Source organism: Ruegeria sp. BJ3, assembly GCF_056535665.1.
In genome coordinates this window covers 3,147,350-3,161,746 of the sequence record NZ_JBQFIT010000001.1, presented here as the reverse complement: position 1 = coordinate 3,161,746, position 14,397 = coordinate 3,147,350, and the positions used below count along the sequence as shown (strand labels likewise).

General features: G+C 63.9%; 13 protein-coding genes. 10 read left to right on the top strand and 3 right to left on the bottom strand.

Annotated elements, in window-relative coordinates; all coding sequences use genetic code 11:
- The first annotated feature begins 3 nt into the window (after positions 1-3).
- The 3 genes from moaB to ACR3EL_RS15940 all read left to right on the top strand — a co-directional run bounded on the left by moaB (position 4) and on the right by ACR3EL_RS15940 (position 5,515).
- Positions 4-546 carry a molybdenum cofactor biosynthesis protein B gene (moaB, locus tag ACR3EL_RS15950; protein WP_170342290.1) on the top strand — a complete coding sequence of 181 codons (543 nt, stop codon included), beginning with the start codon at positions 4-6 and terminating at the stop codon, positions 544-546.
- Positions 547-653: 107 nt separating this feature from the next.
- The gene (locus ACR3EL_RS15945) at positions 654-2,108 is read left to right on the top strand and encodes an efflux RND transporter periplasmic adaptor subunit (protein ID WP_170342289.1); all 1,455 of its coding nucleotides are present in this window, start codon (positions 654-656) and stop codon (positions 2,106-2,108) included.
- A 5-nt stretch (positions 2,109-2,113) separates the two neighbouring features.
- Positions 2,114-5,515, top strand: a complete 3,402-nt coding sequence (locus ACR3EL_RS15940) for an efflux RND transporter permease subunit (protein ID WP_480722276.1) — start codon at positions 2,114-2,116, stop codon at positions 5,513-5,515.
- Here the strand turns inward: ACR3EL_RS15940 and ACR3EL_RS15935 are convergent.
- A complete protein-coding gene (locus ACR3EL_RS15935) occupies positions 5,482-5,913 on the bottom strand; it encodes an NUDIX hydrolase (RefSeq protein ID WP_170342285.1) in 432 nt (143 codons plus the stop codon). The genes ACR3EL_RS15940 and ACR3EL_RS15935 overlap by 34 nt on opposite strands.
- Before the next feature lie 4 nt (positions 5,914-5,917).
- Positions 5,918-6,730 carry a protein-disulfide reductase DsbD domain-containing protein gene (locus ACR3EL_RS15930; RefSeq protein WP_170342284.1) on the bottom strand — a complete coding sequence of 271 codons (813 nt, stop codon included), beginning with the start codon at positions 6,728-6,730 and terminating at the stop codon, positions 5,918-5,920.
- Between the two features lie 142 nt (positions 6,731-6,872).
- Here ACR3EL_RS15930 and ACR3EL_RS15925 point away from each other — a divergent pair, with 142 nt between their 5' ends.
- The gene (locus tag ACR3EL_RS15925; protein WP_093963536.1) at positions 6,873-7,427 is read left to right on the top strand and encodes a YqgE/AlgH family protein; all 555 of its coding nucleotides are present in this window, start codon (positions 6,873-6,875) and stop codon (positions 7,425-7,427) included.
- On the opposite strand, the gene ACR3EL_RS15920 is transcribed toward ACR3EL_RS15925, so the two are convergent.
- On the bottom strand, positions 7,428-8,378 hold the full coding sequence (locus ACR3EL_RS15920; protein ID WP_480722272.1) for an L-threonylcarbamoyladenylate synthase: 951 nt from the start codon (positions 8,376-8,378) through the stop codon (positions 7,428-7,430).
- Positions 8,379-8,513: 135 nt separating this feature from the next.
- Here ACR3EL_RS15920 and ACR3EL_RS15915 point away from each other — a divergent pair, with 135 nt between their 5' ends.
- From ACR3EL_RS15915 to ACR3EL_RS15890, 6 genes are all read left to right on the top strand, one after another.
- Complete coding sequence (locus ACR3EL_RS15915; RefSeq protein ID WP_480722268.1) at positions 8,514-10,217, top strand: acyl-CoA dehydrogenase; 1,704 nt, start codon at positions 8,514-8,516, stop codon at positions 10,215-10,217.
- Positions 10,217-11,263: an MBL fold metallo-hydrolase gene (locus ACR3EL_RS15910; protein WP_170391800.1), complete on the top strand. Its 1,047-nt coding sequence runs from the start codon at positions 10,217-10,219 to the stop codon at positions 11,261-11,263. The genes ACR3EL_RS15915 and ACR3EL_RS15910 overlap by 1 nt, the downstream gene beginning before the upstream one ends.
- Before the next feature lie 4 nt (positions 11,264-11,267).
- On the top strand, positions 11,268-11,720 hold the full coding sequence (locus ACR3EL_RS15905; protein ID WP_170342276.1) for a DUF6173 family protein: 453 nt from the start codon (positions 11,268-11,270) through the stop codon (positions 11,718-11,720).
- A 64-nt stretch (positions 11,721-11,784) separates the two neighbouring features.
- A complete protein-coding gene (locus ACR3EL_RS15900; RefSeq protein ID WP_480722262.1) occupies positions 11,785-13,623 on the top strand; it encodes a glycerophosphodiester phosphodiesterase in 1,839 nt (612 codons plus the stop codon).
- A complete protein-coding gene (locus ACR3EL_RS15895) occupies positions 13,610-14,170 on the top strand; it encodes a hypothetical protein (RefSeq protein WP_170342272.1) in 561 nt (186 codons plus the stop codon). Before ACR3EL_RS15900 ends, ACR3EL_RS15895 begins: the two co-directional genes overlap by 14 nt.
- A 91-nt stretch (positions 14,171-14,261) precedes the next feature.
- A complete protein-coding gene (locus ACR3EL_RS15890) occupies positions 14,262-14,396 on the top strand; it encodes an aa3-type cytochrome c oxidase subunit IV (protein WP_093963530.1) in 135 nt (44 codons plus the stop codon).
- The last annotated feature ends 1 nt before the right edge of the window (position 14,397 follow it).

The window sequence follows — 14,397 nt, the reverse complement described above, 5'->3', positions numbered from 1 at the left end:
GATATGTCCCGAATTGATGAAACCATGGAATTCATCCCCATCCGCATCGCTGTTCTGACCGTATCGGACACGCGGTCACTGGCCGAAGATCGTTCGGGCCAAACATTGGTCGACCGGATCGAGCGTGCGGGGCACACCGTGGCCGACCGCAAGATCATTCAGGACGAGCGTGCCCAGATCGCCGAGCAGTTGCGGGCGTGGGTCGCCGACCCCGCGATTGACGTGGTGATCTCGACCGGCGGTACCGGCTTGACCGGGCGTGATGTCACCGTCGAGGCGCATCGCGATGTCTACGAAAAGGAAATCGAGGCTTTTGGCACCGTCTTCACCCTGATTTCGATGGAGAAGATCGGAACCTCGGCAGTACAGTCGCGGGCCACAGGTGGCGTCGCTGGCGGAACCTATCTGTTTGCGCTGCCGGGCAGCCCGGGGGCCTGCAAGGATGCCTGGGACGGCATTTTGGAAAAACAGCTGGATTATCGCCACCGGCCCTGCAATTTCGTGGAAATCATGCCCAGATTGGACGAACATCTGCGACGGAAGTAGACTGGTCGTACGTTTAACGGCTCATAACCGCCTTGTGGGTTGGTATTTTTTCCGGCCCGGCTACCTATTTATAGACGGCGTCCCGTTGCAACCGGAGTGAAAGATCTATGCGATTTCTGCGGCAGAGCCTCATCGGTGTCTTTCTGGCATCCCTGATGCTTGCGCTGTTGATTGTCGCGGCGCAGATGATCACCGGCGCAGTGCAAGAGGTCATGACCCGCGACAACAAACCCCCGCAGGCGCGCGAACGCGTGTTCGCCGTCACGGTTCAGAAGGCCGAGCCACAAACCGCCACCCCCTACCTGGAGGCATTCGGCGAAGTTCAAAGCCGCAGGCGTCTGGAATTGCGGGCGGCGCTGGGTGGCCGTGTCATCGGGCTGGCGGAAAATTTCGAGGATGGTGGGGTTGTGCGCACAGGCGAAGTTCTGGTCGAGCTGGACCCGGCCGATGCGCAGGCGGCGCTGGACCGTGCGCGGTCGGACCTGCTGGATGCCCAGTTCGAGGAACGCGATGCTGAACGCGCTCTGCTTTTGGCGCAGGATGAGTTGAAGGCCGCCGAATCCCAATCGGATCTGCGGGAACGGGCCCTGCAGCGCCAGAAGGATTTGCTGGACCGTGGTGTGGGCGCGACCGCCAGCGTTGAAGAGGCCGAATTGGCCGCGGCCTCGGCCCGGCAAACCGTGTTGTCGCGCCGTATCGCTTTGGCGCAGGCCGAGTCCCGCGTCGATCAGGCGACAACGTTGCTGGCGCGGGCACGTATCGCTTTGGAATCGGCCGAACGCGATCTGGAGGACATGACCATCCGCGCCCGGTTCGACGGGACGCTGACTGGTGTCACGCTGGTTGAAGGGCGCCTGGTCACGGCCAATGAAAAGCTGGCCGAACTGGTCGACCCGTTTGCGCTGGAGGTCGCGTTCCGCGTTTCGACCGCGCAATACGTGCGGTTGCTGGACGATCAGGGCAAGCTGATCCCGGCACCGGTGACCATCTCGCTTGAGGTGACGGGCACGGACCTGAGCGCCACCGGTCGGATCAGCCGCGACAGCGGGTCGGCCGGCGAGGGCCAGACCGGCCGGTTGATCTATGCCCGGCTTGATGCCGCGCCGGGGTTCAAGCCCGGCGATTTCGTGACCGTTTCGGTCGAGGAACAGCCGCTGGATAATGTCGTGCGTCTCCCGTCTTCGGTTCTGGATGCGCAAGGCACCGTGCTGGTGCTGGGCGACGACGACCGGCTGGAAACGCTCCCGGTCGAGCTGGTGCGCCGGCAAGGGGACGAAGTTCTGCTGCGCGGCGCCGGGCTGGAAGGGCGCGAAGTCGTGGTCGGTCGGACCCCGCTGCTGGGGTCGGGGGTCCGCGTGCGCCCGGTTCGCATCGAAGACAGCGCCGCGGTCGAGCCGGACATGGTCGAGCTGACGGACGAGCACCGCGCGCGGTTGGTGGCGCAGGTCGAGGCCAGCGACCGCATGTCCCAGGACGCCAAGACCCGTGTTCTTGCTCAGTTGAGCGAGGCGAAGGTGCCGTCGTCTCTGTTGCGGCGGCTTGAAAACCGGGCCGGGGGATAGGCGCCATGATGCGCGAGATCCCGGGCGCGGCCAGCGGCATCCTCAGCTATTTCACGCGTCACCGGACCATTGCCAACCTTCTGCTGGTGGTCATGCTGGTCCTTGGCGCGGCTTCGGCGCCGAACATGCGGGCGCAGTTCTTTCCGGACGTGATCCTGGAACGGGTCAATGTCAACGTCGAATGGGATGGTGCGGGGCCCGAGGATGTGGACAACGGGATTGTCCAGATCCTTGAACCTGCATTGCTGGCGGTCGAAGGCGTTGCCAGCACCGAGTCGACCTCCCGTGAAGGATCGGCCCGCATCGCGCTGGAATTTGAACCCAACTGGGACATGAGCCGCGCCGTCGAAGAAGTGCGCACCGCGGTCGACAGCGTGACCAACCTGCCGGAGGATGCCGAAGAACCGTCCATCCGGCGTGCCGCTTGGCGAGACCGGGTAACGGATGTTGTCCTCACCGGCCCGATCGAGACCGGGCAGCTGGCCAAATTCACAGATGAGTTGATCAATCGGCTGTTCGCTGCCGGTGTGACGCGGACCACGATCCGCGGCCTTGCGGCCCCACGCATCGTGGTCGAGGTTCCCACCGCGCAGTTGATCGCCAACGACATCACCCTGTCCGAGATCGCCTCGGCGGTTGCGGCCGAGGTCACGGCCAATCCGGCCGGGGACGTGACCGGCGCAAACGCCCGGATCCGCACCGGTGTCGAAAAGCGCACCCCGGAAGAGATCGAGCGCATCGCTTTGCGCACCTATCCGGACGGGTCCAAGCTGGTGGTCGGCGATGTCGCGCAGATCCGGGTCGAGGGCGTTACCCGCAATCGCAGCTATTTCGTGGGCGAAAATCCGGCCATGTCCGTCCGGGTGGACCGGTCGAACCTGGGTGATGCGATCGACATTCAGCACACGGTCGAGGATGTGGTGGCCGAGATGCAGGCGAGCCTGCCGGATGGTATCTCGGTCGAGCTGATCCGTACCCGGGCGCAGGCCATTACCGACCGGTTGGACATTCTGATCGACAACGGGCTGGTCGGGCTGGGCTTGGTGGTGTGCCTTCTGTTCCTGTTCTTGAATGCGCGCATCGCATTCTGGGTCGCGGCCGGTATCCCGGTTGCGATGTCGGCGGCCATCGCCTTCATGTATATCGGCGGGCTGTCAATCAACATGGTCTCGTTGTTCGGCCTTATCATCACGCTGGGTATCGTAGTGGATGATGCGATCGTGGTGGGGGAACACGCCGATTTCCGGGCCCGCCGTCTGGGCGAGCCACCGGTCGTTGCCGCCGAGCGCGCCGCCCGGCGCATGGCGATGCCGGTTTTTGCGGCCACGGTCACGACCGTGATCGCCTTTTTCGGTCTGACCGCCATTGGCGGACGGTTCGGAGAGCTGATCCGGGACATTCCCTTTACGGTGATCGCTGTACTGATCGCATCGTTGATCGAGTGTTTTCTGATCCTGCCGAACCACATGGCGCATGCTATCGCACATTCGGCCAAGGAACATTGGTATGACTGGCCCAACCGGGTTGTGAACCGGGGTTTTCGCTGGGTGCGCGACACTCTTTTCCGACCTTTGGTGGCGTGGGCAATCTGGGCGCGATACGTGGTCGTGGCCTTGATGATCGCCATTCTGGCCAGTCAGATAGCGCTGTTCATCAAGGGCGACGTCAATTGGCGGTTTTTCAACGCGCCCGAGCGAGGCTCGGTCACCGGCAATTTCATCATGGCCGAAGGCGCTACCCGCGCCGACACGATCGAAATGATGCACATTCTGCAGCGCGCCACGGAAGAGCTGGGTCGGATCTACGAAGAACGCCACGGTCGCAACCCGATCGACTATGTTCTGGCCGAGATCGGGGGGAGCGCCGGTTATGGTCTGTCCGCCGCCGATGGCAAGGATGGCGATTTGCTGGGCGGTATCTCTATCGAGCTGATCGATGCCGACCTGCGACCTTATACCAGCTTTGAATTCGTGGGCGAGCTGCAGGAATTCGTGCCGCGCCATCCCAAGGTCGAATTGCTGACGTTCCGCGGCTGGCGCTCGGGTCCGGGTGGTGATGCCATCGACGTGCAGCTTTTCGGCGCGGACGTGAACACCCTGAAATCCGCGTCCGAGGCCCTGCAGGCGGAACTGTCGAAATACCCCGAGGTTTCAGCGCTGGAAGACAATCTGGCCTATGACAAGGAAGAGTACATTCTGGATCTGACGGCACAGGGCGAGGCGCTGGGCTTCCGCATCGAGACATTGGGCCGGGTTCTGCGTCACCGGCTGAACGGGATCGAGGCGGCGACATTCCCCGACGGTCCTCGCAGCGCCGAGATCCGGGTCGAACTGCCCGAAAGCGAGCTGACCGCCGATTTCCTCGAACACACGCTGATGCGTTCACCGGACGGGGTCTATGTCCCGCTGGCTGACATCGTCTCGGTCAAGCGCGAGTCGGGGTTCTCGACGGTGCGCCGGGAAAATGGCCTGCGGGTGATCGCAGTGAACGGGGACATTTCCGAGGATGACCCGGCCCAGGCGGCGGAAATCACCCGCGCCATGCGCGAGGAAATCCTGCCTGATATCGCCGCCGAGTATCAGGTCGAGTGGCGCATGGCCGGTCTGAGCGAACAGGAGGACGAGTTCCTGACCGAGGCGCGTACCGGTCTGATCCTGTGTCTGACCGGAATCTACCTTGTTCTGGCGTGGATCTTCGCCAGTTGGACAAGGCCGCTGGTGGTGATGGCGATCATTCCCTTTGGTCTGGTCGGCACCATCTGGGGGCATTACATCTGGGGCGTTCCCCTTAGCATGTTCACGGTCGTCGGCTTGTTGGGCATGACCGGGATCATCATCAATGACTCGATCGTTTTGATAACGACCATCGATGGCTATCAGCAGGATCGCGGGCTGGTGCCTTCGATTATAGAAGGCACTGCTGACCGGTTGCGGCCGGTGATGCTGACCACGCTGACGACGGTGATGGGGCTGGCCCCGTTGCTGTACGAAGGGTCGCAGCAGGCGCAATTCCTTAAACCCACGGTGATCACGCTGGTCTACGGGCTCGGGTTCGGCATGGTGCTGGTGCTGCTCCTGGTCCCCGCGTTGCTGGCGATCCTGAGTGATATTTCTCGCCCGATGACGGCGATGCGCCGCGCCTTGCGGGCGCCAGACAAGGTGGTTCGGGTCGCGGCCGCGGGGACGGGCGGGGCGATGATGCTCTGGCTGCTGGTCACCATGGTCTGGCCGGTTCTGGCCGGCGCGCCGCTGGGTGTGCTGTCCGGGCTGTACGGCGGCGAGGACGGTCTGGCGTTGCTGAGAATGGGGCTGGGAGCGTTCGCGGCCGGTGCGGTTGCCATTCTGGCCGTCAGCCTGATCGTGTCCGCGGCGCTTTATGTCAGGCTTTCATCCCGGGCCAGTGCCTGAGACAGAAGGTCGGGCACCCGGGCGCTCATCGCAAGGTCGCGGTCCAGCACCTGCCGGATTGGGAACCAACGCGCGTCCTGCGCATCGTCCGCTGCGATCGGAGTGCCGGATCCGAAGCGGCAGGACACGCCGACCAGCAAATAGTGGGCGGTGATCTGTCCGGCCGAATCCCGGACCAGCAGATCAAGGTTGCCCAGATATGCCTGCGGGGTTGCTTCGATACCGGTTTCCTCCATCAACTCGCGCGCGGCGGCCTGCAAGACGGTTTCGCCCCACTCCACATGGCCGCCCGGAAATCCCCAGAGACCGGCATCGGGGGCCTTGCTGCGTTGCACCAGCAGGACATGGCCCTGATCTACGACAACCGCCAGTGCGCCGATCCGGGGAACCCGCTGCATCCGGTCAGCCCGCGCTGCAGCCCAGAATGTCGACCGCGTGTTTGGTCCCCAGAACCGTGATCCGCACGGCGGACCGGTCCAGCGCAAAGGGCTGACCGTCGGGGCTGATCACCTCGGACGTAGCGGTCAGCCTGTTGCCTTGCCGCTTGGTTTCAGTCTGCGACGCCCACAGGCCCGGGTTCCCCGGCTCGATCACCGCAAGTTCGGCACCACCGGCCGAGGGCATGTCGATCTGGACCTGAACCTGCAAACCGTCCGCGGTCGGGCTCAGGCGACAGGCCGCGCCAGTAACGCCAGCCTCGCGTGCAGAGAAGGGCCGTTGCGCCAGCGCAGCCGCAATCGCTGGATTCCTTGCCGCGCCCGCATCCAGTTCGTGGTCGAATTTCAACGATGCGGGAATGCAGACATCCTTGCACACCCCCAAGTCGACTTCGCCCCGCAACCGGACCGGTTTGGATGCGTCCTTGGGCGTAATCCGAACCGGCAGCACCAGCTGGGTTTCGTAGCCGATGGACTTCAGACCGTTCTGGTCAAAGACATGCGGGGTGGGCCAGGTGATCGCAACCGCGCCGACATTGCCGGACCGGCGCCAGTCGAATTCCGGCGGTATGCCGGCGTCACCAGGGGCCCGCCAATAGGTCTTCCATCCGGGTTCCAGATCCAGCCGGATCGCGGTGAGATAGGTGCCATCCTCGGATTGGCCGCCATCGATCACGTCCAGCCTGACGATCGAGTCGATCGATTGCCCCTGCGCAGGTGCGGACAGGGCCAGGCAAGCCGAAACAACGGTCAGAACGGGTTTGAACAGCGATCTCATGATCCATACATGCGACTTGCGGGCAGGTTTGCCAAGTCACGTTCTGGTCACCGGCAGAAATCGCGGGATTTCCGGCGTGATCCCTTGCCAATCCGGGTTCCGCAAGGTCATTGTAAGGGAATAAGCCTCACGAGTTTTTTTGATGGATCTGACTGGAAAACTGTTGATTGCGATGCCCGGCATGGGCGATCCGCGCTTTGATCATTCAGTGGTGTACCTGTGTAGCCACGGCGATGACGGCGCGATGGGTCTGATCGTGAACAAACCGTCGGATTTGCGAATCAAGACGCTGCTTGAACAGTTGAACATCGCGTGCCGCATCCCGGTTGTCGGAGAACGCCTCGTGCATTTTGGTGGGCCGGTCGAATTGTCCCGGGGGTTTGTGCTGCACAGCGCGGACTACGATGCAAATCTGCATTCGCTGCACGTGGCCGGCGATTTTAGCATGACGGCGACGCTGGACGTGCTCGAAGATATCGCCTCTGGCAAGGGGCCGCTGAACTCGATGCTGATGCTGGGCTATTCGGGATGGGGGCCGGGACAGCTGGAAGATGAGATCGCGGCCAATGGCTGGTTGACGACCGATGCCACATCGAAACTGGTCTTTGACGTTGCCGACGACGAAAAGTGGGAGGCCGCCTTGGCCACGCTGGGTGTCGATCCGCTGACGCTGTCGGCCAGCGCCGGTCGGGCCTGATCAGGAATTGCGTGGCGCCGCGGCCCGGCGCAGGCGGTCGTTGATGGCCGCCCCCACGCCCTCGGAAGGGATCGGGCTGACGGCAATTGGCCGCCCCGTACCGTCCAGTTCGTGCAGATACGCAAACAGGTTTGCCGCCGCCTCGATCAGGTCGCCCCTGGCGGATAGGTTGCGGTCGCAATCGACACTGCCAAATCCCAGCAGCAACTCGTCCCCGCGCCGCTCGGTGGCGTTCAGCCGGACCGGTGCGTCCGGCGCGTAGTGCGACAGCAACTGCCCCGGAGCGGTCAGCAGATCTCCGGGCTTGTGGCGGGTCAGGCGCGTGCCCAGAACCGTTTCGATCTGTTCCAGTGCCACACCGCCGGGCCGCAGCAAAGCGGGGGTGCCGGCCAAGCCCACGATGGTCGATTCCAACCCGACAGAACAGGGTCCGTCATCCAGTACGGCGGCGATCCGACCGTCCAGACCTGCGCGCACATGCGCCGCAGTGGTCGGGCTGATCCGACCGGAGGGGTTTGCCGATGGGGCAGCGACGGGTCCGTCAACTGCGCTCAGCAATGCGCGCGCGGTTGGGTGTGCCGGGACCCGCACGGCCAGCGTCTCCAGCCCCGCCGTCACCAGTGAGGACACGCCATGCCCCGCGCGCAGCGGCAGCACCAGCGTCAGCGGACCTGGCCAGAACGCAGATGCCAGTTGTTCGGCATTGTCCGACCACTCGACATAGCGTTTGGCGGCCTCGACCGAGGCGACATGCGCGATAAGCGGGTTGAAACTGGGTCGCCCTTTGGCGGCGTAGATCGCGGCGACGGCTTCGCCGTTGCGGGCGTCGCCGCCCAGCCCGTAGACGGTTTCGGTCGGGAAGGCGACCAACAGTCCCTGACGCAGCAGGTCGGCCGCGGCTGCAATCCCGGCGGGATCAGCATCCAGATATTGCGTGCTGTTGGGGATCATGGGTGGTGACGCGGCGTTTTGGTTGCTTGCAACAGGGGGACGGATAGGTAATCGAACAAGCTTAGATGAATACCGGCGCGGGCCATGGATTCCAAGCCCGCCATTGCGACCGACACACGATTTCCGGGGGAAACCATGCCATATCGCGCTCCTGTCACTGATTACGAGTTCCTGATGGACAAGGTGGTGGGGTTCAAGGACGTCGCCGCGACCGAGAAATTCGCCGAGGCCACCCCGGACGTGGTCAGCGCCATCCTGACCGAGGCCGGCAAGATGTGCGAAGAGGTAATGGCCCCCCTGCAGCGCCCCGGCGATCTTGAGCCGGCGCGACTGGAAAACGGGGTTTTGCGGACCTCGCCCGGCTATGCCGATGGCTGGAAGGCGATCGCCGAGGGTGGCTGGATCGGCATGAGCGGTGACCCCGAATACGGCGGCATGGGCCTGCCCATGACCGTGACCACCGCCGTCAACGAGATGATGAGCGCCGCCTGTCTGTCGCTGCAGCTGGCCCCGTTGATGAGCCAGGGTCAGATCGAGGCGCTGGAACACCACGCCAGCGAAGAGCTCAAGGCGCTGTACCTGCCCAAACTGATGTCGGGCGAATGGTCGGGCACGATGAACCTGACCGAACCGCAGGCCGGGTCTGACGTCGGCGCGCTGACGTCCAAGGCCGAACCCAACGGCGATGGCACCTATTCGGTGACCGGGCAGAAGATCTACATCTCGTGGGGCGACAATGACTTCTGCGAGAATGTCTGCCACCTGGTTCTGGCCCGTCTGCCCGATGGTGCGCCGGGGACCAAGGGGATTTCCCTGTTCTTGGTGCCCAAGTTCATCCCCGATGAAAACGGCAATCCGGGCGTGGCGAATGACCTGAAGGTGGTGTCGCTGGAACACAAGATGGGCTTGCATGGCTCGCCCACCTGCGTGATGCAGTATGACGGCGCCAAGGGCTGGCTGGTGGGCCAGGAACACAAGGGCATGGCCGCCATGTTCACGATGATGAACAACGCGCGCCTCGGCGTCGGCGGGCAGGGCGTGGGCGCGGCCGAGGGCGCCTATCAGCACGCGTTGGCCTATGCTCTGGAACGCAAGCAGGGCAAGACGCCCTCGGGCACGATCATCGATCATGCCGATGTGCGCCGGATGCTGATGGACATGCGGGCCGACCTGTTCGCCGCCCGTGCGATCATGCTGGCCAATGCCGCGGCCATCGACATGGCCAAGGCCACCGACAACGCCGACTGGGCCGCGCGGGCGGCCCTGCTGACCCCGATCTGCAAGGCTTTCGGCACCCAGACCGGCATGCGCGTGGCCGAGACCGGCCTGCAGGTGCATGGCGGCATGGGGTATGTCGAGGAAACCGGCGCCGCGCAGTATTACCGCGATGTTCGCGTCACCGCGATCTACGAGGGGACCAACGGCATTCAGGCCATGGACCTTGTCGGCCGCAAGATGATGGACGGGGGCGAAGCCGCCGCCCGCCTGCTGGACGAGATCGAAGATCATGCCGAGCACGCCCGCGCCACCGTGCCCGAGCTGGCCGGCCCGGTATGGGAGGCGACCGAATCCCTGCGCGAGGCGACCGAGTGGCTGGTGGCGCAAGAGGACATGAACAACCGCTTTGCCGGGGCCGTGGCCTATCTGAACGCCTTTGCCCGCGTGCTGGGTGCGCATTACCACCTGATCGCCGCTTTGGCCGATCCGGATGGTCCGCGCGCCAAGCTGGCGCGGTACTACATCACCGCGCGCCTGCCGGAATACGCGGGCCTGCTGGATCAGGCGCAGATCGGGGCCAAAGACCTGTTCGCGCTCAGCGCCGACGAACTGGCCGCGTGATGGACGGCGCGCGGCCTCCGGCGTTTCGCCATCCCTGGCCCGAGCCGCCCGCGCCCGGACAAGCCACCGAGATCGCCGAGGGCGTGCTTTGGATGCGCCTGCCGCTGCCGATGGCGCTGGACCACGTCAATGTCTACGCGCTGGATGACGGCGATGGCTGGACGGTGATCGACACCGGGATTTCATCGAAAAAGACGCGCGGCCTGTGGTCCGACCTGATGGCCGGGCCGCTTGCGGGCAAGCCGGTGACCCGGGTGGTGGTTACGCATCACCACCCCGACCACGTCGGAAATGCCGGGTGGTTCCAGTCGGAGCACGGCGCCGATCTGGTTTCGAGCCGTACCGCATGGCTATTTGCGCGAATGCTGACGCTGGACGTGCAGGAGAGCTGGCCGGAGGAGACGCTGGAGTTCTACCGCAGTGCCGGCATGGCCCCCGAGATCCTGGCCAAGCGCATGTCCGAGAGGCCCTTCAATTTTGCCGACACGGTCTATCCGATGCCTCTGGGCTTTGTCCGCATCAAGCAGGGCGACGTGATCCGCATGGGCGGGCGGGACTGGGACGTGCATATGGGCAATGGCCATGCCCCCGAACACGCCACGTTCTGGAGCCGCGACGACAACCTAGTGATCTCGGGCGACCAGATCCTCAGTTCGATCAGCCCGAACCTGGGCGTCTATGCCACCGAGCCGATGGCTGACCCGGTGTCCGACTGGCTGGAGGCCTGCGAGCGCCTGCAACAGCTGGCACGGCCCGATCAGGTGGTGTTGCCAGGGCACAAACTGCCCTTCATCGGCCTGCCGATCCGCATGAAGCAACTGATCGAGAACCATCACGGCGCTCTTGCACGCCTGCTGGACGATCTGGACGCGCCCAAGGCGGCGTCGGATTGTTTCGTGACCCTGTTCAAACGCCCCATCCGCGACGGCGAATACGGGCTTGCGCTGGTCGAGGCGGTTGCGCATCTGAACCATCTTTATCACACTGGAGCCGTGACCCGGGCGCGCCGTGAGGACGGCGCATGGGTGTATCAGCGCAAAGGTTGAAACGATGCAGGACAAGATCGAAACCTCGGCCGAGGCCGCCGAAGCGGCGGCTCTGCCCCGGTGCTATGAGGTTCATGCTGACCCGGACAGCACGTCGGGCACCAAGGATCTGCCCGAACCCCTGCGCCAGCCGGTCGACAGCAAAAGCCCCGCCCAATGGGCGTATGAGCGGCTGATCCTGTACATCCAGAACTTCGAGCAGACCCTCGATGCCGATCACGAGGTCGCCATGGGCTTTACCGGCGGTGACGCCGGGGTGATGCGGATCGAGGGGATGGGATATTTTGACCCCGACGTGATCACCTTCTACGGCTCGGACGGTTCGGGCGCACGCACCCAGCTGGTGCAGCATGTCAGCCAGCTGAACGTCATGTTGCGCGCCCTGCCCAAAACGGTCGAGGACAAGCCCGCCAACCGGATCGGCTTTCGCCTGGCCGCCAAGCTTGAGGAAAGCTGAGCGTCACGCTTGCAATTCACATCTGCGCGGCCTTGAATGAATTCAGCATTCAAAGGGGGCCGGCGTGTCACATTTCTCAACCGTAACAGATGCCTATCGCGGGGCCTGGGTCCGACGCCGGACCTTTGTTCCCATCTATCTGGCGGTGCGTCTGCTGCTCATCGCGCTGATCGCCCCCGGCGTGGCCTTCACCGTGAACCTGGCGGTGATGCTGTCCGATCAAACTGCGCTGACCGATCAGGACATCGCCATGTTCATCCTGTCGCCGGTTGGCTTCGTGGCGGCGGTGGTCATTCTGGGCCTGTTCCTGTTGGCCGAGGTGTTCGTCTTTTCGGTCATGGCCGGATCGCTCAGGATGGGCGAGGGCGACCCGTGGCGGGCCGGCGGGTCGGCGCTGCGGTTGATCCTATCGCGCATGCCGACGCTGTTTTCCTTCGCGGTGCGCTTCATTTTGCGGGTTCTTGTCCTGGCGGTGCCTTTCGTGGCGGTCGCGGGCCTGATCGCGTGGTGGACGCTGACCGAATACGACATCAACTACTATCTGACCTTCCATCCGCCCGCGTTCCAGGTGGCCGTCGCGCTGATCGGGTTCGTGGTGCTGGCCTTGGCCTGGGTGCTGATCCGCCGCCTGTCGGCCTGGGCTCTGGCCCTGCATCTGGTGCTGTTCGAGGAGATTGCGCCCTCGGACGCCTTTGCCGAAAGCGCCCGGCGAATGGAAGGCAAACGCGGCCGGTTGAAGATCGACCTGGCGCTGTGGCTGGTCGTACGTCTGGCGATTGCTGCGCTGATTGCTGCCGTGGCCAGCCTGTTGTTCCACCTTGTACCTCTCGAACAGGGCACGAACCTGCGGGTTGCCCTGACGCTCAGCCTGCTGGTGGCCGGGCTGTGGTCTCTGGCCGGATTGGTGCTGGCGGCGGTGGCGTCGGGCGCGCTGGCGGTTCTGCTGGATGCATTTTTTGAGCCCCGGGCGGCAGAGCTTCCTCACCCCGAGGCCGGAAACCTGCGCGCCCCGGTTCTGGTGACCGTCGCCGCGGCCGTTGTGGCCCTGTTGGCCGGGATCTGGTTCAGCCAGGACGTGCTGGACCAGATTTCGGCACCCGATCATGCTGACGTAATCGGCCACCGGGGCGCTGCGGCGCTGCGGCCGGAAAACACGATGGCTGCGGTGTTGAAAGCCATTGAGGACGGTGCCGACTGGGTCGAGATCGACGTTCAGGAAAGCGCCGACGGCGAGGTGATCGTGGCCCATGACAGCGACTTCATGAAGCTGGGCGGGGTCAATATGAAGGTCTGGGATGCCACGATGGAGGATGTGGCGCAGATCGACATCGGCAGCTGGTTCGACCCCGAATATGCCGATCAGCGTACCCCGACCCTGCGCGAGGTTCTGGAGGCCGCGAAGGGCAAATCCAAGGTCATTATCGAACTTAAATACTATGGTCATGACGTGGATCTGGAAAACCGCGTGGCCGCCATCGTCGAAGAGTTTGGGATGGAGCAGGACATCGCCACGATGTCGCTCAAATACCCGGCGGTGCAGAAGATGAAAGCGTTGCGCCCGGACTGGCGCGCCGGCGTTCTGGCTGCCACGGCGGTGGGCGATCTGACCGGGCTGGAGGGCGATTTCGTCGCGGTGAATGCCGGGCTGGTCACGCCCGGGTTGATCCGCTCGGTCCATGACGCGGGCAAGGATATCTATGTCTGGACGGTGAATGACCCGCTGCAGATGTCGTCGATGGCCTCGATGGGTGTCGACGGTCTGATCACCGACCGCCCCGCAATGGCGCGTGAAGTGCTACGTGTCCGCGCCGAGATGGAGCCGGGCGAGCGGCTGCTGCTGTGGTTGGCCACGACCTTCGGCCTGTCGGTCGATACCGAGGCGATGCGCGATGCAAGCCCCTAGCTTCGGTCTTTTGCTTGCCTGCCTTGCCGGGTCGGGTTCGGCGCAGGATCTGATGCGCGGCGTCGAGATGCCCGCGCATCGGGCTTTGATCGCGCAATCGGTTGGGCAACCATTGAGCGCGTTTGAAACCGATGGCTGCTCGGGCGGCATGTCGTCCAGCTGGCGGCTGGTGGCAGAGACCTTTCCCAGATTTCGCGCGGTTTACGAAAGCCATCCGCCGTGGGAATCCTGCTGCGTGACTCATGATCGCGCGTATCACACCGCCGGGGGCGCCACGTCCGCCGACGCCAGTTTCGACGCCCGGCTGGAGGCTGACCGCGCCCTGCGCGCCTGCGTCAAGGAATTCGGGGCCGTGCATGCGCAGGACTATGCCACGCAATACGATATGACGCCCGAGCAGGTGACGTCGGCCATGTCGATCACCGCCGAGGCGATGTTCATGGCCGTCCGATTCGGAGGTGGTCCCTGCACCGGCCTGCCGTGGCGGTGGGGCTTCGGGTATCCCGGCTGCTCGGTTTTTGCCACCGATGAGGCTGCGGCCGACTGAACTCGGGCACCTGCGCGCGATTGACGTCGTGACAGGCCGGAAAATATGATTTATCCAAACCGGCAAACACGCGAATTGGGAATCTTTCGAAATGGCTGAACACAAGCACGGCGAGATGGACATCACCGTCCAGACCAAAACCTTCAACGGGTTCATCAAATTCACCACCTACAGCGTCGTGGTGATCTGCTTCATTGCCCTGTTTCTTGCGATCTTTGGGGCATAAG

Bases quoted from the DNA above. Each gene is read 5' to 3' on its own strand.
- ACR3EL_RS15910 (WP_170391800.1), top strand. From the start codon at position 10,217: ATGGACGGCGCGCGGCCTCCGGCGTTTCGCCATCCCTGGCCCGAGCCG.
- ACR3EL_RS15905 (WP_170342276.1), top strand. From the start codon at position 11,268: ATGCAGGACAAGATCGAAACCTCGGCCGAGGCCGCCGAAGCGGCGGCT.
- ACR3EL_RS15915 (WP_480722268.1), top strand. From the start codon at position 8,514: ATGCCATATCGCGCTCCTGTCACTGATTACGAGTTCCTGATGGACAAG.
- moaB (WP_170342290.1), top strand. From the start codon at position 4: ATGTCCCGAATTGATGAAACCATGGAATTCATCCCCATCCGCATCGCT.
- ACR3EL_RS15945 (WP_170342289.1), top strand. From the start codon at position 654: ATGCGATTTCTGCGGCAGAGCCTCATCGGTGTCTTTCTGGCATCCCTG.
- ACR3EL_RS15940 (WP_480722276.1), top strand. From the start codon at position 2,114: ATGATGCGCGAGATCCCGGGCGCGGCCAGCGGCATCCTCAGCTATTTC.
- ACR3EL_RS15920 (WP_480722272.1), bottom strand. From the start codon at position 8,378: ATGATCCCCAACAGCACGCAATATCTGGATGCTGATCCCGCCGGGATT.
- ACR3EL_RS15895 (WP_170342272.1), top strand. From the start codon at position 13,610: ATGCAAGCCCCTAGCTTCGGTCTTTTGCTTGCCTGCCTTGCCGGGTCG.
- ACR3EL_RS15930 (WP_170342284.1), bottom strand. From the start codon at position 6,730: ATGAGATCGCTGTTCAAACCCGTTCTGACCGTTGTTTCGGCTTGCCTG.
- ACR3EL_RS15890 (WP_093963530.1), top strand. From the start codon at position 14,262: ATGGCTGAACACAAGCACGGCGAGATGGACATCACCGTCCAGACCAAA.
- ACR3EL_RS15935 (WP_170342285.1), bottom strand. From the start codon at position 5,913: ATGCAGCGGGTTCCCCGGATCGGCGCACTGGCGGTTGTCGTAGATCAG.
- ACR3EL_RS15925 (WP_093963536.1), top strand. From the start codon at position 6,873: ATGGATCTGACTGGAAAACTGTTGATTGCGATGCCCGGCATGGGCGAT.